At 72.9% G+C, this 18,004-nt stretch carries 16 protein-coding genes; 5 read left to right on the top strand and 11 right to left on the bottom strand.

Annotated features, from left to right (window positions below; translation table 11 throughout):
• Entirely contained in the window at nt 1-1,512 is a 1,512-nt protein-coding gene (locus ACQPZA_RS26310; protein ID WP_433274737.1) for an acyl-CoA synthetase, read from the top strand.
• Nucleotides 1,513-1,577: 65 nt separating this feature from the next.
• Complete coding sequence (locus ACQPZA_RS26315; RefSeq protein WP_433274739.1) at nt 1,578-2,525, top strand: alpha/beta fold hydrolase; 948 nt, start codon at nt 1,578-1,580, stop codon at nt 2,523-2,525.
• Here the strand turns inward: ACQPZA_RS26315 and ACQPZA_RS26320 are convergent.
• Nucleotides 2,515-3,768 carry an MFS transporter gene (locus tag ACQPZA_RS26320; RefSeq protein ID WP_433274741.1) on the bottom strand — a complete coding sequence of 418 codons (1,254 nt, stop codon included), beginning with the start codon at nt 3,766-3,768 and terminating at the stop codon, nt 2,515-2,517. The genes ACQPZA_RS26315 and ACQPZA_RS26320 overlap by 11 nt on opposite strands.
• Nucleotides 3,769-3,835: 67 nt before the next feature.
• On the opposite strand from ACQPZA_RS26320, the gene ACQPZA_RS26325 reads away from it, so the two are divergent.
• Nucleotides 3,836-4,768, top strand: coding sequence for a LysR substrate-binding domain-containing protein (locus ACQPZA_RS26325; RefSeq protein WP_433274743.1), 933 nt, complete (start codon nt 3,836-3,838; stop codon nt 4,766-4,768).
• Nucleotides 4,769-4,798: 30 nt separating this feature from the next.
• On the opposite strand, the gene ACQPZA_RS26330 is transcribed toward ACQPZA_RS26325, so the two are convergent.
• The gene (locus tag ACQPZA_RS26330; protein ID WP_433274745.1) at nt 4,799-5,533 is read right to left on the bottom strand and encodes a GNAT family N-acetyltransferase; all 735 of its coding nucleotides are present in this window, start codon (nt 5,531-5,533) and stop codon (nt 4,799-4,801) included.
• A 62-nt stretch (nt 5,534-5,595) separates the two neighbouring features.
• Nucleotides 5,596-6,597, bottom strand: coding sequence for an agmatinase (gene speB, locus ACQPZA_RS26335; protein ID WP_433274747.1), 1,002 nt, complete (start codon nt 6,595-6,597; stop codon nt 5,596-5,598).
• Between the two features lie 435 nt (nt 6,598-7,032).
• On the opposite strand from speB, the gene ACQPZA_RS26340 reads away from it, so the two are divergent.
• Nucleotides 7,033-7,779 carry a helical backbone metal receptor gene (locus ACQPZA_RS26340; RefSeq protein ID WP_433282998.1) on the top strand — a complete coding sequence of 249 codons (747 nt, stop codon included), beginning with the start codon at nt 7,033-7,035 and terminating at the stop codon, nt 7,777-7,779.
• Here ACQPZA_RS26340 and ACQPZA_RS26345 read toward each other — a convergent pair.
• Genes ACQPZA_RS26345 through ACQPZA_RS26370 form a run of 6 tightly spaced genes read right to left on the bottom strand, consistent with a single transcriptional unit; the run spans nt 7,769 to nt 14,419 of the window.
• Nucleotides 7,769-9,223 (bottom strand): mannitol dehydrogenase family protein, encoded by a 1,455-nt coding sequence (locus ACQPZA_RS26345; RefSeq protein WP_433283000.1) that lies wholly within the window; start codon nt 9,221-9,223, stop codon nt 7,769-7,771. The two genes, ACQPZA_RS26340 and ACQPZA_RS26345, sit on opposite strands and share 11 nt — an antisense overlap.
• Before the next feature lie 2 nt (nt 9,224-9,225).
• A complete protein-coding gene (locus ACQPZA_RS26350) occupies nt 9,226-10,086 on the bottom strand; it encodes an ABC transporter permease (RefSeq protein WP_433274749.1) in 861 nt (286 codons plus the stop codon).
• Nucleotides 10,086-11,006 (bottom strand): ABC transporter permease, encoded by a 921-nt coding sequence (locus tag ACQPZA_RS26355; protein WP_433274751.1) that lies wholly within the window; start codon nt 11,004-11,006, stop codon nt 10,086-10,088. Before ACQPZA_RS26355 ends, ACQPZA_RS26350 begins: the two co-directional genes overlap by 1 nt.
• A gap of 10 nt (nt 11,007-11,016) precedes the next feature.
• Entirely contained in the window at nt 11,017-12,171 is a 1,155-nt protein-coding gene (locus tag ACQPZA_RS26360; RefSeq protein ID WP_433274753.1) for an ABC transporter ATP-binding protein, read from the bottom strand.
• Nucleotides 12,168-13,376 carry an ABC transporter substrate-binding protein gene (locus ACQPZA_RS26365; protein WP_433274755.1) on the bottom strand — a complete coding sequence of 403 codons (1,209 nt, stop codon included), beginning with the start codon at nt 13,374-13,376 and terminating at the stop codon, nt 12,168-12,170. Before ACQPZA_RS26365 ends, ACQPZA_RS26360 begins: the two co-directional genes overlap by 4 nt.
• The gene (locus ACQPZA_RS26370; RefSeq protein ID WP_433274757.1) at nt 13,373-14,419 is read right to left on the bottom strand and encodes a LacI family DNA-binding transcriptional regulator; all 1,047 of its coding nucleotides are present in this window, start codon (nt 14,417-14,419) and stop codon (nt 13,373-13,375) included. The genes ACQPZA_RS26365 and ACQPZA_RS26370 overlap by 4 nt, the downstream gene beginning before the upstream one ends.
• A gap of 140 nt (nt 14,420-14,559) precedes the next feature.
• Between ACQPZA_RS26370 and uxaC the strand changes: the two genes are divergently transcribed.
• On the top strand, nt 14,560-15,978 hold the full coding sequence (gene uxaC / locus ACQPZA_RS26375; protein WP_433274759.1) for a glucuronate isomerase: 1,419 nt from the start codon (nt 14,560-14,562) through the stop codon (nt 15,976-15,978).
• An 81-nt stretch (nt 15,979-16,059) separates the two neighbouring features.
• Here the strand turns inward: uxaC and ACQPZA_RS26380 are convergent, their stop codons facing one another.
• Nucleotides 16,060-17,064, bottom strand: a complete 1,005-nt coding sequence (locus ACQPZA_RS26380) for a TIGR03557 family F420-dependent LLM class oxidoreductase (protein WP_169398433.1) — start codon at nt 17,062-17,064, stop codon at nt 16,060-16,062.
• Nucleotides 17,065-17,262: 198 nt separating this feature from the next.
• Nucleotides 17,263-17,937 carry an FMN-dependent NADH-azoreductase gene (locus tag ACQPZA_RS26385; RefSeq protein WP_433274761.1) on the bottom strand — a complete coding sequence of 225 codons (675 nt, stop codon included), beginning with the start codon at nt 17,935-17,937 and terminating at the stop codon, nt 17,263-17,265.
• Nucleotides 17,938-18,004 lie beyond the last annotated feature (67 nt).

Here is an 18,004-nt window from a genome sequence, read left to right on the forward strand (position 1 = left end):
ATGCGCAACCACGGCATCGGGGGGTGGCCTGCGCGGCGGGCGCAGATGTCGCCGGGGCGCGCCGCGTTCGTCCACGAGGATGCGACGACCACGTTCGCCGAGGTGTACGAGCGGGCGACGAGGCTGGCCGCACAGCTGCGTTCGGCCGGTGTGCGCCGCGGCGACCGGGTCGCCTTCCTCGGCCCGAACCACCCGGCGTTCGCCGAGACGCTGTTCGCCACCCACCTGCTCGGCGCCGTCTTCGTGCCGCTGAACTGGCGGCTGGCCGCCCCCGAGATCGGGTACATGATCGAGCACTCCGGAGCCTCGGTGCTGGTCCGCGCGCCGAACTGCCCGGCACCGGCGGACCGGGGGGCGCTGCGGGCGGTCGTCGCCCTCCGCGACCCGGCGGCCGGCGAGATCGACTACGAGCCCTGGGTGCGCTCCGGTGACCCGACCCCGATCGACGAACCCGTGCACCAGGACGAGCCGGCGCTGATCCTCTACACCTCCGGCACGACCGGGCGCCCGAAGGGAGCCGTCCTCACCCACGCGAACGTCGTGTGGAACTGCGTCAACATCATGATCGGTGTCGACGTCGCCTCCGACGAGGTCACGCTGGTCAGCGCCCCACTGTTCCACGTCGCGGCCCTGAACCAGACGCTGCTGCCCACCTTCCTGAAGGGCGGCTGCTCGGTGATCATGCCGCGCTGGGACGTGGACTCCTGCTACGACCTGATCGCGCGGCACCGGATCACGTGGATGTTCGGGGTCACCACGATGTTCGCCGAGCTCGCCCGGTCGCCGCGGTGGTGCACCGCCGACCTGTCGTCGCTCCGCAACCTCATGACCGGTGGTGCGCCCGTGCCACCGGCCCTGATCACGACCTTCCAGGACCGCGGGCTCGTGTTCTGCCAGGGCTACGGGCTCACCGAGACCGCGCCGGGCGCCACGTTCCTGGAGGCGCGGGAGAGCGTCGCCAAGGCCGGGTCGGCCGGCGTGCCGGTCTTCTTCGCCGACGTGCGGGTGGTCCGCCCCGACCTCACCGACGTCGAGGTCGGCGAGCCGGGCGAGGTGCTCGTGCGGGGGCCCAACGTCACCCCCGGCTACTGGGGCGACCCGGCAGCCACGGCCGCGGCGTTCACCGACGGCTGGTTCCACTCCGGGGACCTCGCGACCGTCGACCAGGACGGGCACCTGCACATCGTCGACCGGCTGAAGGACATGTACATCTCCGGCGGGGAGAACGTGTACCCCGCGGAGGTGGAGGGCGTGCTGTTCGAGCACCCCGCGGTGGCCGAGTGCGCGGTCATCGGCGTCCCGCACGAGAAATGGGGCGAGGCAGGCAAGGCGTTCGTGGTGCTGCGCCCCGGCGCCACGGCAGGCGCCCGGCAACTGCACCAGCACGTGGCCGAACGGCTGGCGAAGTACAAGGTCCCCGTCGATTTCGAGCTGGTCGACGCGCTGCCGCGCACCGGCTCCGGCAAGGTGCAGAAGGGCAGGCTGCGCGCCATCGCGCCGGGACCGGCGTAGCTCCGGCGGAGTATTACGGTCTGACAAGGGCCGTCGCCAGGATGTCCCGGCAAGGAGTCCGCCCCGTGCCCCAGCGCAGCGTCGACGTCAACGGCATCGAGATGCACGTGGTGGAGGAGGGGAGCGGGCCACCGGTGATCTTCGCCCACGGGTTCCCGGAGCTCGCCTACTCCTGGCGGCACCAGATCGGCGCGGTCGCCGCGGCCGGCTACCGGGCGATCGCCCCCGACCAGCGGGGATACGGCCGGACGTCGGCCCCGGAGGGCATCGACCAGTACGACATCCTGCATCTCACGGGTGATCTCATCGCCCTGCTCGACGAGCTCGGCGAGGAGAAGGCCGTGTTCGTGGGCCACGACTGGGGCTCGTCGGTCGTCTGGCAGACCGCCCTGCTGCACCCCGACCGCGTCGCGGGTGTGTGCGGGATGAGCGTGCCGTTCACACCGCGGGCACAGCGGCCGCCCACGGAGCTCTGGCGCGCCGCGACCGGCGACTCGTTCTTCTACATCCTCTACTTCCAGGAGCCCGGCGTCGCCGACGCGGAGCTGGACGCCGACCCCGCGCGGACGATGCGACGGCTGCTCGCCGGCACCCGGACCGAGCGGGGAGCCGGCGAGATCCTGCGCGGCGACGACGACGGCCGCGGGTTCATCGACCGCTTCCCGGAGCCGCAGGAGCTGCCGGGCTGGCTGGAGCCTGCCGAGCTGGAGCACTACGTGGCGGAGTTCCGTCGCACGGGCTTCACCGGCGGCCTGAACTGGTACCGCAACGTCGACCGCAACTGGGAGCTCACCTCACAGCTCGCCGGCGCGCACGTCACGGTGCCGAGCTTCTTCATCGGCGGGCAGCTCGACCCGGTGCTGGCGATGACCTCGCCCGGCAGGCAGGACGAATGGCTCGACGACCACCGCGGCACGGTGATCGTCGACGGGGCAGGCCACTGGGTCCAGCAGGAGGCGGCGGAGCAGGTGGACCGCGCGCTGCTCGGCTTCCTCGACTCGGTCACGCCGTAGCGGCGACGTGCTGCGGGGCGGGGACCCTGCGCAGCCACAGGGCCAGTCCCAGCGCCGCCACCAGCAGCCCGCTCACGTAGACCACCACACCCAGCCAGCCGGCCTCGTCGTAGGCGATGCCCCCGACGGCCCCGCCGATGCTGCTGCCCAGGTAGTACGTGCAGAGGTACAGCGAGGACGCCACGCCCGGCGACCCGCCGGGCAGGAGCGTCGCGCGCCTGCCGACCCAGCTGCTCGCCAGGGAGTGGGCGCCGAAGAACCCGATCGTGACGAGCAGGAGGCCGGCCAGCACGGCGAGCAGGTGGTCCGGCACCGTCACCCACGCACCCAGCACACCGACGAGCACCGCACCCCACATCACCTTGCGCCGCCCGATCCGGTCACCGAGCCGGCCGGCGGTCGTCGACGCCCAGGTGCCGGCGATGTAGCCGAGGAAGATCAGGCCGACGAGCTGGGGCGGCAGGTCGAACGGCGGGGCCAGCAGCCGGAAGCCCAGGTAGTTGTAGACGGTCACGAAGGCGCCCATCAGCAGGAACCCGATACCGAACAGGCACACCAGGCCGGGGTCGCGCAGGTGCACGCGCACGAGCGGGCCCAGCTCGCCGAGCCGCACCTGCGCGGGCGCCGGAGCTTGCGCGGGAGGCAGCAACAACCGGAACACCACCGTGCAGATGATCGAGAGCACGCCGATCACTCCGAGGGCGATCCGCCAGCCCGCGACGTCGGCCACGGCTCCGGCGATCAGCCGCCCCGAGAGCCCACCGAGGGTGTTCCCCGCGATCAGGAGCCCGACGGCGCTGCCGAGCCACCGCGGCGCCACCTCGCGCGTCATGTGGGACATCGCGAGCGCCGGGAGCGCGGCGATCGCCACCCCCTGCAGCGCCCGGATCCCGACGAGCGCGGGGAAGTTCGGCGCCAGGGGGGCGAGCACGCCCAGCACGGCCGTGGTCGCCAGTGCCATCGTCATCACCCGCACGCGGCCCCACGACTCGGCCAGCGTGGCGAGCGGCACCACGGCGATGGCGAGTGCCCCCGTCGTCGCGGACAGCGCCAGGCTCGACGTCGACGACGAGAGGTGGAACTGGTCGGCCAGCGTCGGGAGCAGCCCTTGCACGCAGTAGACCAGCACGAACGTGGCGAGACCCGCGCACCACATCGCCGCGCCGAGCCGGCGGTAGCCGGGGGTGCCCCGCTCGTGGCCGGTGGTGGCGGCGGGAGCGGCGTCAGCAGAGGTCGTTGTCATCGCTATCGACCGTAGGACGGGAAGACCGATGCGTCCAATGCATCTTCGGCTAGGCCATGATGCAGTTATGGATGAGATCGGCGCCCTCGCCATCGCGCCCCGGCTGAGCCAGTTCGTCGCCGTCGCGCGGGCCGAGCACATGACCCATGCGGCGGAGGAGATCGGCGTCCCGCAGTCGACGCTCAGCCGCAGCATCGCCCGGCTGGAGGCCGATCTCGGCGTCGGGCTGTTCGTCCGGACCGGTCGCACGGTGCGCCTCACCCGGGAGGGCCGCACCCTCCTGCGGCACGCGGAGCGCGCGCTGGGCGAGATCGCCGCGGCCGTCCGGGAGATCCGGGGCGACGCCGACGAGCTGCGCGGCCGGGTGGGTCTCGCCTTCCTGTCCACACTGGGCGCCGCGGCGGTCCCCCGGCTCCTGCGCGACTTCCGGGCGTTCCACCCCGGTATCCGCTTCGACCTGGTGCAGGGGCCCCACGCGTTGCTGCTCGATCGGCTCCGGGCGGGAGACGCCGACCTGGCCCTCACCTCACCCCTGCCGGACGAGCCCGGGCTGGAGACGGAGCCGCTCGGCGAGGAGGAGCTGCGGCTCGCGGTCCCGGCCGACCATCCGCTCGCGGCGCGCACCGGCGGCGTCGCACTCGCCGAGGCCGCCCGGGACCCGTTCGTCGGCTTCCTGCCGGGCTTCGGCATGCGCGGCACCGTGGACGCGTGGTGCCGGGAGGCCGGGTTCGTGCCGCGGGTGGCGTTCGAGGGCGGGGACGTCGAGACCCTGCGCGGGCTCGTCGGCGCCGGCCTGGGCGTGGCGCTGCTACCGGTAGCTGCTCACCCTGCCACCCCCGGCGTGGTGGAGCTGCCGATCACCGAGCCCCGCACGACACGGACGATCGGTCTCGTGCGGGTACGCGACCGCCCACTCACCCCGCCGGTCGGGGTGCTGCAGGACTTCCTGCGCAGCAGACCCCTCCTCCCACCCCCGCCCCCGCCCGCACCCCCGCGGTGAGGGCCTCCCCGAATTGCAGCAAAGCCACTTTCATGCAACCTCGTTGCGTGAAAGTGGCTTTGCTGCAACGGAGGCCGGCGTGCGCAGGGCCGCGAACTGCACCCGGCGGCGCAGGGTGAAGCCCAGGTGCTCGTAGAGCCGGATCGCCGTGGTGTTGCTCCCCGCCGCGTGCAGGAACGGGACGTCGCCCCGCTCCCGGATCACCGCGCCGACCGCCCGGAGGAGCCGCGACGCCAGGCCCCGGCCCTGGTAGGCCGGGTCGGTGCACACCGCGCTGATCTCCGACCAGCCCGGCGGGCGCACCCGCTCCCCGGCCATGGCGACGAGTGCGCCACCGTCGCGGATCCCGAGGTAGGTGCCCATCAGGCGGGTGTTCGGCTCGAACGGGCCGGGGCGCGTGCGGGCCACCAGGTCCAGCATCTCCGGCACGTCGGCGGCACCGAGCAGGACGGCCTCGGGATCGGGGCGAACCTCCAGCGCGGAGCCCTCCATCTGCACTCCCTCGCCCGCGCCGAGGACCTCCCAGCCGGACGGCGGCGTGCGCGGGCGGCCGGTGATCACGACCTCCCCGCTCGGGCCGGCGACGGCGGCGAGGTCGGCCCAGTCCCCCTCGTCCGGCTCGCTGGGCAGGGCGGCGAACGGCGACACGTCCGGCCGGTAGCGGGCCGTGCGGCCCCGTCGTTCTGCGAGGTCGGCGTGCGCTCCTGTGAGCGCAGCCCACACGGCGTTGTCCAGGACGTGTTCCACCACGACGGGAAGAACCACATCGCGGAGCAAACAGTTCCCGTTCCGGGCGTGATCTCAGGCGAGGCGGAGCAGCGCCGCTGTCACGGGGCCGACACTGCGCGCTCGCCCATCGCGCACAGCAGTTCGTAGCCGACGTGTGCGGCGGCGATCCCCGTGAGCTGCGCGTGGTCGTAGGCGGGAGCCACCTCCACGATGTCGGCCCCCACCAGGTTCAGCCCACCGAACACGCGCAGCGCGGCCAGCAGCTCGCGGCTGGTCATCCCGCCTGCCTCGGGTGTGCCGGTACCGGGGGCGTGCGCGGGGTCGAGCACGTCGATGTCGACCGAGACGTACACCGGCCGGTCCCCCACCCTGGCCCGGATGCGCTCGAACACCCCGCGCATCCCCTCGGCCTCGATGTCCGGGCACGTCACGGTGGCGAAGCCGAGGCGCAGGTCGGTGTCGAGGTCACCCGAGCCGTACACGGGGCCACGGATGCCCACGTGCAGGCCGGCCTCCGAGTCGAGCAGCCCCTCCTCCGCAGCGCGGCGAAACGGGGTGCCGTGGGTGTAGGGCGCGCCGAAGTAGGTGTCCCAGGTGTCGAGGTGGGCGTCGAAGTGCACCAGCGCGACGGGGCCGTGCCGGCGCGCGACGGAACGCAGCAGCGGCAGCGCGATGGTGTGGTCGCCGCCGATCGTCAGCAGCCGCGTCCCCGAGCCGCTGAGGGCGTCGGCTCCCCGCTCGATCGCGGTGATCGCCTCCGCGATGTCGAAGGGGTTGACGGCGAGGTCACCGGCATCGGCCACCTGCTGCACCGCGAACGGCGCCAGCCCGGTGGCCGGGTTGTAGGGCCGGAGCAGCCGCGAGCTCTCCCGCACGTGCGACGGCCCGAACCGGGCACCGGGCCGGTAGCTGACCCCGGCGTCGAACGGGACGCCCAGCACGGCGACGTCGGCACTGGTCACCTCCCCGAGCCGAGGGAGCAGCGCGAACGTGGCCGGCCCGGCGTAGCGCGGGGTGAGCGAGGCGTCGATGGGGCCGACGTGCCCCGTGGCCTCGTCCACCACCCGGGACGGGCCCGGCTGCGGCACGGGGCCGCTCATGCGGTGGCACCGATCATGGGGACCTCCCGGAGATCTGCGGGCGAAGCGTCGGGCGACCAACTCCGGGCCAAGCTAACCCAGCACCCACGCCCCGATCTCCCCGCCGATGACGTTCCTCACGCGGCGATGGTCGCTGCGAGACCCCGCTTTCGGCCCGGCAGAGGGCGAACAAACAGATCTCGCACCGATCAACGGCCGCCTCCACGGAACCCGGGCGACTCGCGCGCCGAAACCGGGCGACTCGCGCGGCAAATCCGGGCGACTCGCACGGCGAATCCGGGCGACTCGCGCGGCGGATCCGGGCGACTCGCGGAGGGGTGGCGCTGCACACCCGCGAGTCGCCCGTCCCGCGTGCGCGAGTCGCCCGTCCCGCGTGCGCGAGTCGCCCGCGACGGACCGGCCGGGCGGTCCGGGGGCGGATAGGGTCGGGGGGTGGTGGTCGACGACGAGGGTCGGGCCGTGCCGGTGGCCGCCGACGTCCGGCGGGTGGTGTCGATCGTCCCCTCGCTCACCGAGGCCGTGGCCGAGACGGCGCCCGGTCTGCTGGTCGGGGCCACCGCCTGGTGCACCCATCCCGCCGGCCTCGACGTCACCCGGGTCAAGGGCACCAAGAACCCGGACGTAGCGGCGATCGTCGACCTCGCGCCCGACCTCGTGGTGGCCAACCAGGAGGAGAACCGCCTCCCCGATCTCGATGCGCTGCGCGCCGCGGGCGTGCCCGTGTACGTCACCGACATCCGTACCGTCGACGGCGCCTTCGCGTCGCTGGCCCGGATGCTGGGGGCGTGCGGGCTCGACCGGCCGGGCTGGCTCGACGACGCCGAGGCCGCCTGGAGCGCGCTACCGGAGCCCACCCACCGCCGCCGGGCCGTGGTGCCGATCTGGCGCAAGCCCTGGATGGCGGTCGGGCGCGACACCTTCACCGGCGCCGTGCTGGCCCGCCTCGGCGTGGACAACGTCCTGGCCGGGCACGCCGAGCGCTACCCGCGGTTCGACCCCGCCGCGCTGCCGGAGCACGACCTCGTGGTGCTGCCCGACGAGCCGTACCTCTTCACCGCCGACGACGGCCCCGAGGCATTCCCGGGCGTGCCGGCGGTGCTGGTGAGCGGCAGGCTGCTCACCTGGTACGGCCCCAGCCTGGCCACGGCGGCCCGGGAGCTGCCGCCGTTGCTCAGCGGGTGACCAGCAGTTCCTCGACGCGCTCGGCGAGCAGGGAACGCAGCACCTCGGAGTCCCGCAGTTCCGGGTCGAAGACCTCGTCGACGGCGAGCATGCGCTCGACCAGGCCGCCGTCCGAGCCCGCGGCGGCCGCGCGCAGCCGGTCGGCCAGTGGGTCGTCCAGCGGGAGTGCCCGCCCGGCGGCGTCGCGTCCCCTGGCGACGTAGACCATCCACGCCGCCACGGCCATCGCGGCCCACCGCGGTTCGGCACCGGCGCGCAGCCGGTCGCGGACCGTGCCGAGCAGCCGGACGGGCAGCTTCATCGAGCCGTCCATCGCCACCTGCGTGGTGCGGTGGCGCAGTGCGGGGTTGGCGAAGCGGTCCAGCACCGACCGCTGGTAGTCGTCCAGGTCCAGGTCGTCGGGACGGCGCAGCGTGGGCAGCGCGTCCTCCGCCATGAGCGACGCGGCCGCCGCGGCCAGGGTCTCGTCCCGGACGGCCTCGGCGATGGTCTCGTAGCCGGCGAGCGCTCCCGTGTAGGCCAGCAGGGAGTGGGTGGCGTTCAGCAGTCGCAGCTTCACCGCCTCGTACGGGGCGACGTCGGCGGTCAGCGTGGCGCCGACCCGGTGCCATGCGGGAACGGGTCCGGCGAAGTGGTCCTCGATCACCCACTGGCGGAACGGTTCGGCCACCACCAGCCCGGCGTCCCGCAGGCCCATCAGGTGCTGGGCCTGCTCCCGGTCGTCGTCGGTGGTGGCAGGCACGATCCGGTCGACCATGCTGCTCGGGAACGACACGTTCGACGTCACCCACTCCCACAGCGGCTGGCCCTCCGCGGCCGGCAGCGCGGCGCAGAAGTCCGCCACCAGCGTGCGGACGACCTCGCCGTTGCCCACGAGGTTGTCGCAGGAGAGCACGGTGAGGGGGGCGCCGTTCTCCTCCCGGCGCCGCTGCAGACCGCGCGCCAGCCTGCCGATCGCCGTCTCCGGCGCCGCGGTGCCCGCCAGGTCCGCCTGCACGGCAGTGTCACGGAGGTCGAGCCGGCCGCCGGGTTCGCGCCGGTACCCCTTCTCCGTGACGGTCAGCGTCACCACGCCGACGGCCGCGTCGGCGATCCGCGACCGCACCAGCTCCGGCTGCTCGGCGGCCGACACGACCTCGAGCACGGACCCGACCACCCGCACCGAGACCTCACGGTCGCTGCGCTCGAGCACGCCGTACAGGCCGTCCTGCGGGGCCAGTTGGTCGACGACGCCGCGCGAGCGCTGCGTCACCCCGCAGATGCCCCAGCTTCCGACGCCCTCGGCCGCCATCGCCTCCTCGGTGAACACCGCCTGGTGCGCCCGGTGGAACGCGCCGATGCCGAGGTGGACGATGCCGATCGCGGCGTCCGGGCGGCGGACGCCCACCGGCACGCCGGGGGTGATGTCGTCGAGAGTCGAGGTTGCGAGGCGGGGAACGTCCATGCTCACGGTTCGGGAGTCTCCTTGACCCTGGCCACCAGCTGCGTCGGGTTGACGAACCGCAGCGCGACGACGAGAAGGACCAGCATCGTCGACGTGTAGATCACAGCCATCGCGTCGACGGACTGCTGCGCCCTGATCCCGGCCGCCGACATCGAGTAGTACAGGGCGACCACGAGGGTCTGCGAGTCCGGCCCGGCGGTGAGGAACGTGAGCTCGAACATGCCCACCGTGCGCACCAGCACGAGGATCGCGGCCGCGAGCATCCCGGGCACGAGCAGCGGGCCGAGCACCCGGAGGAACAGCGCCCGCGTGGTGGCGCCGCACATCCGTGCCGCCGACTCGATGCTCGGGCTGATCTGCTCGATGAACGGCGTCATCGTGAGGATCACGAACGGCACCGAGGGCACCAGGTTGGCCAGCACCACACCGGAGGCGTTGCCCGCGAATCCGAACTTGTAGAGCACGGTCGCGAGCGGGATGCCGTAGGTGATCGGCGGCATCAGGATCGGCAGCAGGAACGCGAAGTAGACGATCTTCTTGCCGGGGAAGGTGCGCCGGGCCAGCACGTACGCCGCGGGGACGCCGATCAGCACCGAGATCACCACCACGAGCAGCGACACCTGCAGCGTGACGCCGACGACGTCGAGGAGCCCGAACTCCCGCCAGGCCGTGGCGTACCAGCTGGTGGTGAAGCCGTTCGGGAACCAGGTGCCGAACCACTGGGTGCCGAAGGAGCTGACGAGCACCGCGCCGATCACGCCGGCGAGGTTCACGAGGAAGAACGCGACCGCGCCCCAGATCAGCCAGCTGCTCGGGCTGCCGACGATCCGGCGCCGCGCGCGAGGCGCCACCGTGGTGGCCATCAGCCCTTGCCTCCCGTCGAGCCGGTGTAGAGCCGCGAGCGCCACAGCAGCACCACGCCGATGACGATCAGCTCGACGGCCCCCATCACCATCGCGATGGCCGAGGCCAGCGAGTAGTCGTACTGCTCGTAGGCGGCCTGGTAGGCGGCGAGGGCGAGCACGCGCGTCTCCCCCGCCGGGTTGCCCACCAGCACGGCCGACGGGAACACGCTGAACGCGAGCACGAAGGCCAGGCAGAACGTGGTGGCGAGGCCGGGCGCGAGCAGCGGCAGCGTGATGTGCCGGAACCGCTGCCGCCAGTCGGCACCCAGCGTCGCGGCGGCCCGCTCCAGGGTGGGGTCGATGCCCGACAGGTACGACAGGATCAGCAGGAACGCGAACGGGAAACCGGTGATGACCAGGGAGAAGAACACGCCCCAGTAGTTGTTCACCAGTCGCACGGGGTCGTCGATCAGCCCGAGCGTCATCAGGATCTTGTTGAACCAGCCCGCCGGGCCGAGGTAGTTCAGCAGCCCCTGCGCGGTGAGCACGGTGCCGAGCGTGATCGGCACGACGAGGATGATCGTCAGCAGCCGCTTGCCGCGGAAGCTGCCGCGCATCCGGTAGGCGATGGGCACCGAGGCCAGCACGTTGATCAGTGCGGCGGGCAGCGCCAGCTTGAGCGTGATCCAGATCGTGCCGCTCTGGTAGGGGTCGGAGAAGAACGCCTGGTAGCTGGCCAGCGGGCCGCCCTCGTCGGGGGCGAAGGACAGCTGCAGCCCGTAGAGGAACGGGTAGAGGAACAGCAGCACCACGAACAGCACGGCCGGCACCAGCAACAGCAGCTGCCGGTCGATGCCGCGCTCGGCCAGCCGGTGGCGCAGCCCGGGATCCTGCGCCTGGCGCGCCTCGCCGGGCACGCGCTCCACGGTGAGGCTCACGACGGCCCCCTCACGACGGCACCTTCACGACGACACCGGGGGCGACGAGCGGTGCGGGGACGTGCTCGCCCGCCGCCAGCGGGTAGACGAGCAACCGTTCCGGGTCGACGGTCAGGGTGACGGCGTCGCCCGGGGCGAGCCGCTGCTCGGTGCGCAGGTGCAGCGCGCGCCCGGCCGCGGTGCGGACCTCGACGGCGAGCTCGCGGCCCTGGTACCCCACGACCTCGACGGTGGCGGGCGTCGCGTTCGGCCCGTCGGCCCCGTCAGCACCTGCGGCGCCGACCAGCACGTCCTCGGGACGCACGGCGGCCACGACCCGGTCGCCGACGGCCGTCGGCGCGGTCGCCGTGCCGCGCAGGCGCAACCCCTCGCCCTGCACCACGACGTCGGTGCCGTCCACGTGGGTGGCGTCGACCTCCACGATGTTGCGGAAGCCCATGAAGTCAGCGACGTGCCAGTTCGCCGGCCGGGTGTGCAGCTCCTCGGAGGTGCCGATCTGCTGTACCCGCCCCTGGCGCAGCACGACGAGGCGGTCGGCGAGCGACAGCGCCTCCTCCTGGTCGTGCGTGACGTAGACCGTGGTGAGTCCGAGGGACTGGTGCAGCCTGCGGATCTCCGAGCGCATCTCCAGCCGCAGCTTCGCGTCGAGGTTGGACAGCGGCTCGTCCATCAGCACCAGCGACGGTTCGAGCACCACGGCCCGCGCGATCGCCACCCGCTGCTGCTGGCCGCCCGAGAGCTGGCCGGGCAGCTTGTCGGCGTGCTCCTCCAGCTGGACGAGGCGGATCGCCTCCGTGGTGCGGCGCGCGACCTCGGCGCGGGCCAGCCGGCGCATCTGCAGCCCGAAGGAGATGTTGCGGCGCACCGACATGTGCGGGAAGAGGGCGTAGCTCTGGAACACCATGCCGAACCCGCGCTTCTCCGGCGGCAGCGTGTCGATCCGGCGCTCCCCGTCCGGGCCCTGCTGCCAGATGCTCCCCGCGGTGAGGGGCAGCAGCCCCGCCAGGCAGTTCAGCGCGGTCGACTTCCCGCACCCGGACGGCCCGAGCAGCGCGATGAACTCGCCCGCCCGGATCGTCAGGTCGAGGTCGACCAGCGCGTCCTTGCCGGCGAAGCGGCGCCCCACACCGTCGAGCCGGAGCTCGGTGAACGCCCCCTCCGTCACTGCCCCCCACCGCCGATCTCGCGGTCCCAGCGGTCGAAGGCGGCGACCATGTCCTTCGTGGCCAGCGGCGTGGCCGTGGGGTGGTCGCGGATCAGCGCCTCGTACTCGGGACGGCCGAACTGGGCGATCACGTCGCGGCTCTGCTGCGGCGCCATGTCGAGCGTGACGCCCTTGATCGCGGGGCCCGGGTAGAAGTAGCCGGTGTCGTAGGCCTTGGCCTGCTGCTGCGGGGTCAGCATGAACGCCAGCAGCGCGAGCACGGCGGACTGCTTGTCGGCCGAGACGCCCTTGGGGATCGCGGCGTAGTGGGCGTCGGTGACCCAGGTGAACCCGTCGAGCGCGGTCACCTTGTAGTCGGCGGGCACGGTGCCCAGCGCGCGGGGGTTGATGTCCCAGCCGGTGGTGCTGACGACGATGTCGTAGGTGCCGTTGGCCAGGTTCTTCATCGTGTCCGCCGTGCCCGACGGGTAGGACTCGATGTGCTTGTCCAGCTCGGCGAGGTAGGCCCAGGTCTTCGACCAGCCGTTGATCGGGTCCTTGGGGTCGGAGTCACCGAGGATGTAGGGCAGCCCCATCAGGAACGTGCGGCCGGGCCCGGAGTTGGACGGGCGGGCGTAGCCGACCTTGCCGGGGTGGGCGGCGGCGTAGGCGAGCAGCTCGTCGGCGGTGTTCGGCGGGTCCGGCACCCGGTCGGGGGCGTACTCCAGGAGCGGGCCCGACGGGTAGTAGGTGACGACGACGCCCTGGTCACCGGCCAGCTCCTGCATGGCGGCGGCCGGTTCGAGGTAGTCCTTCATCCCGGTCAGCCGGCTCTCGAACTGCGGCAGCAGCGGGGTGAACAGACCCTGCTCGGCACCGGCGGAGAGCCCGTCGGTGCCGGTGAGCACGAGGTCGATGTTGATCCGCCCGGCGTCCTGCTGCGCCTTGATCTTGCCGGCCATCTCGGGCGCGGCCGCCTTCTCGTAGGTGACGCGGGAGACGACGTCCGGGTTGTGCGCCACGAAGTCGTCGATCATCCCCTGCGTGAGCTGGAGGTTGCCCGCGATGTCGAGCACGTTCAGCGTCACCGGCTCGCTCGGGCGGTCGGGCACCTCTCCGGCAGGCACCTCCGCCCCCGGTCGTCCACTCGGCGCGCCACAGGCCGTCATGAGCAGCAGCGCGCAGACCCCACCTGCGGTCAGAGCGGTGCGCCATCGCATCGTCATCGGGTGGTTCCCTTCGTGGAGTGACCGCCCGCCGTCCGGCGGTCGGGGTGGGGGGCGACGCCGGTGGTGGCGCGCACGATGAGCTGGGCGTGGAGCTCCCGGTGCGGTGCGGGAGCCCCCTCGGCCGCCGCGCCGGTGTCGGCCAGCAGGGACAGCAGCAGCGCGACGCCGGCCCGGCCTGCCTCCCGCTTGGGGATGGAGACGGTGGTGAGCGCGGGGTGCGTCATCGCCGACATGCTGATGTCGTCGCATCCCAGGACGCTGATCTGGTCGGGCACCGACACCCCGCGCGCGCCGAGGCGGCTCAGCAGGCCCAGCGCGACCACGTCGTTGTAGGCGATCACCGCGGTGGCGCCCGAGGCCAGCGCCAGGTCCGCGGCGGCGACACCGCCCTCGAACCGGGGCGGGAAGTGACCGAGGTGCACGAGGTCGGTGCCGGTGTCCTCCGCGCTGCGGTGCAGGCCCTGCTCGCGCTGGCCGTTGGACCACGACGTGCGCGGCCCGGCGACGTACGCGATCCGCTCGTGGCCCAGCGCCGCCAGGTGCTCCACCGCCTGCCGCATCCCGTCGGCGTTGTCCACGGTGACGCTCGGGCGCCCCTCGATGCGACGGTTCATGAGGACCACGGCGCTCTCGACGCCGACCCGCGCCAGCTCGGCGTCGGGGGTGCGGGGCGAGCACAGGACGATCCCGTCGACCTGCCGGGTGAGCGCCAGCAGCAGCTCGACCTCGGCGGTGGCCTCCTCGTCGGTGTCGGCGATGAACAGCGAGTAGTCCGCGGCCCGCGCCGCCGCCTGCACGCCCTTGACCACGGAGGAGAAGAAGGGGTTGGACAGATCCGGGACGATCAGCCCGAGGTTGCCGGTGCGCCCGGTGATCAGCCCGCGGGCCGCGCGGTTGGGCTGGTAGCCGAGCCGCCGGGCCGCCGCCAGTACCCGCGCCCGGGTGGCCGGGTTCACGAGGTCGGGCATCGACAGGGCGCGGGAGACGGTGGACTGCGAGACGCCTGCCGCTGTGGCGACGTCGCGGATCGTGGCGGCCACGGCGTCCCCCCAGCGTTGGATCGTGTCGCGTGCGGGAGAGTCTGAAACCGTTTGTTGCCTCCGTCAAGGCCGGATCTGTGAGCATCCTTGCCAATCGATGCGGGATGTTGCAATCCTTTGCAAACCGAATTGGAGGTCGCATGCGTCCACTGCTGCTCGATGACGACCGGGCCCTGCCGGCCGACCCCGCGACGCGGGCCGTCGCACGAGAGGTCTACGGCGCGACCCGTGACCTCCCGCTGGTCTGCATGCACGGCCATGTCGACGCAGCCGTCCTGGCCCAGGACCGCCCCTTCTCCGACCCGGCGAGCCTGTTCGTCGTGCCGGACCACTACCTGCTGCGGATGCTCGTGTCGCAGGGGGCCGACCTGCGCGACCTGGGTGTCGCCACCACCGGCGGCGGCACCGTCGAGACCGACCCCCGGGAGATCTGGCGGCGGTTCTGCGCGGGATGGCACCTGTTCCGCGGCACGCCCACCCGGTACTGGCTCGAACACGAGCTGCACGAGGTCTTCGGGGTGACCACCCAGCCCGGTGAGGACACCGCCGACGCGCTCTACGACCACCTCGCCGACCAGCTCGCCAAGCCCGACTTCCGGCCACGGGCCCTGTTCGAGCGGTTCGGGATCGAGGTGCTGGCCACCACCGACTCGCCGCTGTCGACGCTGCCCGACCACGCCACCCTGCGCGACCAGGGGTGGGGCGAGAAGGTCGTGCCGACGTTCCGCCCGGACGCCCTGCTGTACGTCGACCGGCCGGCCTGGGTCGCCGACGTCGACCGACTGGCCGAGCTGACCGGCATCGACACCGGCACCTACGACGGGTTCGGCGAGGCGCTGCGCGCGCGTCGGCGGGTGTTCGTCGAAGCCGGGGCGATGGCCACCGACCACGGCCATCTCGGCACCGACACCACGCCGCTGTCGCCGGCCGAGGCCGCCCGGGTGTACGCCGACGCGAGGGCGGGGCAGGTCGACCCCGCCGACGCCGCCGCGTTCGCGGGCCACATGCTCCACGAGATGGCCCGGATGAGCTGCGAGGACGGGCTGGTGATGCAGCTGCACCCGGGCGTCCTGCGCGACCACGACCGCGCCGCGCGGGCCCTGCACGGCCCCGACCAGGGTTTCGACATCCCGGTGGCCACCGAGTTCACCCGGGGCCTGCGCCCGCTGCTGGAGTCGTTCGGCCGCGACCCCCGGTTCCGGATCGTCGTCTTCACCGTGGACGAGACCACCTACTCACGCGAGCTCGCCCCGCTCGCCGGCGTCTACCCGGCCATGCGGCTCGGCGCACCGTGGTGGTTCCTCGACACCCCCGACGGGATGCGCCGCTTCCGGGAGGCCATCACCGACACCGCGGGCTTCTACAACACCACGGGGTTCGTGGACGACACGCGCGCGTTCGTCTCGATCCCCGCGCGGCACGACCTCGCCCGCCGCGTGGACGCCGGGCACCTCGCGAGGCTGGTGGCCGAACACCGCCTGGGCCTGGACGAGGCGCTGGAGACGGCCGTCGACCTGGCGTACAACCTGCCGAGGTCGAGCTACGCGCGCCGCACCTGACCCGTCACCCGGCATGGACACATGTCGCTGTTCCGAGGCCGGTGGCGACAGCGACATGTGTCCATGTGTGACGGAGAGGGCTCAGCGGACGCGGATGCGGGCGTTCTCGGGCTTGCCGTACTCCTCGCGGAGCGCCGGCAGCAGCTCGTGCTCGGCGAACGCGATGAAGTCCGTCTGCGTCTCCCCGCCCACCTGCACGAGCGCGACGTGCGTGAACCCGGCATCGACGAAGGGACGCACCGCCTCGACGTGCGCCGCCACGTCGGGGCCGCAGGGGAACGCGTCGGCGACGTCGTGCGGGCGCACGAACTGGGTGGCCGCGGCGAACGCGGCGGTGCCGGGCAGCTCGGCGTTGACCTTCCAGCCCCCGCCGAACCAGCGGAACTGGTCGTGGGCCCGGGCTACCGCCTCGTCGCGGTCCACACCCCAGCTGATCGGCTGCTGTCCGATCTTGGGCAGCGACACCCCGGTGGCCGCGTCGAAGCCCTGCACCAGCTCCGGGAGCGGCTCGACGGCGACCATCGCGTCCGCCACCGGGGCGAAGGTCTCGATCGACTGCTTGCCCGAGACCGCCACCGCGATCGGGACGCCGCCGTCCGGGACGTCCCACAGCTTCGCCGAGTCGACGCGGTAGTGGGTGCCGCTGCGGTTCACGTAACCGCCCGCGAACAGCTCCCCGATGATCTCCACGGCCTCGCCGAGCATCTCGTGCCGCACGTTCGCCGGTGGCCAGCCCTTCCCGATGACGTGCTCGTTCAGGTTCTCCCCCGCCCCGAGGCCGAGGGTGAAACGGCCCTCGCCCGCCAGGAGTGCGACGGTCGCCGCCTTCTGCGCCACCACGGTCGGGTGGTAGCGCATGATCGGGCAGGTCACGTAGGTCATCAGTGACACCCGCTCGGTGGCGGCGGCGATCGCTCCGAGCACGGGCCAGGCGTTGGGCGCGTGGCCCTGCGAGTCGAGCCACGGGAAGTAGTGGTCGCTGATCACCTCGAAGTCGAATCCCGCCTCCTCTGCGGCGACGGCGTCGGCGACGAGCTCGCGGGGCCCGCGCTGCTCGCACAGCAAGGAGTAGCCGAAGGCGACCATGACATCCCTCTCGTCCGTGGACAGGTCGTCCGGCGGGTACCCCCGCCCGCCGCGACCTACGCCGCGACCTGTGCCGCGGGCACGCGCCGGGTACCACGCGCTCACGAGCGGCCGGACGCCGATCCCCGGCGTGCCCACTCCGCGGCTCGGGCGGGCGGCGCGGCCGGACCCCTCGATCCCGGACGCGCCGCCTCCCGCTCAGGCCACGCCCTCGAGGGCGCCGTCGGCCCGCTTCGCGGCCACCAGCTGTGCGTGGGCCCGTCCGGTGGTCTCGGCGAGCCGCAGGGCCTCGGCCTTGGAGGCGGCGCCGGCCTCACGCAGATCGGCCATGGCCGGGACCGAGTCGGCGAGGGTCAGCTCGGCGACGACGACCGTGAGGTCGGCACCGAAGAAGTCGCCGAACATCTGCCGCAGGTACGGCGTGGCGTGGTCCCAGCCCTCGCGCGGCGTGCCCGGGGCGTAGCCGCCACCGCGGGCGATCACCAGCGTCACCGGCTTGCCGGCCAGCGGCTGCGCCATGAAGCGCGGGTCGGTGATCAGCAGGTCGATCCACGTCTTGAGGTGCTGCGCGATGCCGTAGTTGTACAGCGGGGTCGCGATCAGGACGGCGTCGGCGGCCAGCAGCTCGTCGCCCAGGTTCGACGCCAGGGTCACGGCGGCGCGCTGCTCGGGGGTGCGCTCGTCCTCGGGCACGAGACCGGCGCCGACCGCCAGCGGCCACGCTCCGGGCGGCAGCGGCGAGGCACCGAGATCGCGGTGGAGCACCGCGTCGTGCGGGTGGTGCTCGGCCCATGCGCGCTGCCAGGTGTCGGCCACCTCGCGGCTCACCGAGCCGTCCCGGCGGATGCTGGCGTCGACGCGGAACAAGGTCATCGGAACTCCTTCGAGTCATTTCGCTGTCCGGCAGATCGTCTGCCATCAAGACGATAGTGTCAACCGA

Origin of the sequence: Pseudonocardia xinjiangensis (assembly GCF_050948425.1) — a bacterium.
Taxonomy (GTDB): domain Bacteria; phylum Actinomycetota; class Actinomycetes; order Mycobacteriales; family Pseudonocardiaceae; genus Pseudonocardia; species Pseudonocardia xinjiangensis.

What these genes read in the sequence shown, in the direction of transcription:
- ACQPZA_RS26310 (WP_433274737.1), top strand. Translation starts at nt 1, where the DNA reads ATGCGCAACCACGGCATCGGGGGGTGGCCTGCGCGGCGGGCGCAGATG.
- ACQPZA_RS26320 (WP_433274741.1), bottom strand. Translation starts at nt 3,768, where the DNA reads ATGACAACGACCTCTGCTGACGCCGCTCCCGCCGCCACCACCGGCCAC.
- ACQPZA_RS26325 (WP_433274743.1), top strand. Translation starts at nt 3,836, where the DNA reads ATGGATGAGATCGGCGCCCTCGCCATCGCGCCCCGGCTGAGCCAGTTC.
- speB (WP_433274747.1), bottom strand. Translation starts at nt 6,597, where the DNA reads ATGAGCGGCCCCGTGCCGCAGCCGGGCCCGTCCCGGGTGGTGGACGAG.
- ACQPZA_RS26345 (WP_433283000.1), bottom strand. Translation starts at nt 9,223, where the DNA reads ATGGACGTTCCCCGCCTCGCAACCTCGACTCTCGACGACATCACCCCC.
- ACQPZA_RS26350 (WP_433274749.1), bottom strand. Translation starts at nt 10,086, where the DNA reads ATGGCCACCACGGTGGCGCCTCGCGCGCGGCGCCGGATCGTCGGCAGC.
- ACQPZA_RS26365 (WP_433274755.1), bottom strand. Translation starts at nt 13,376, where the DNA reads ATGACGATGCGATGGCGCACCGCTCTGACCGCAGGTGGGGTCTGCGCG.
- uxaC (WP_433274759.1), top strand. Translation starts at nt 14,560, where the DNA reads ATGCGTCCACTGCTGCTCGATGACGACCGGGCCCTGCCGGCCGACCCC.
- ACQPZA_RS26380 (WP_169398433.1), bottom strand. Translation starts at nt 17,064, where the DNA reads ATGGTCGCCTTCGGCTACTCCTTGCTGTGCGAGCAGCGCGGGCCCCGC.
- ACQPZA_RS26385 (WP_433274761.1), bottom strand. Translation starts at nt 17,937, where the DNA reads ATGACCTTGTTCCGCGTCGACGCCAGCATCCGCCGGGACGGCTCGGTG.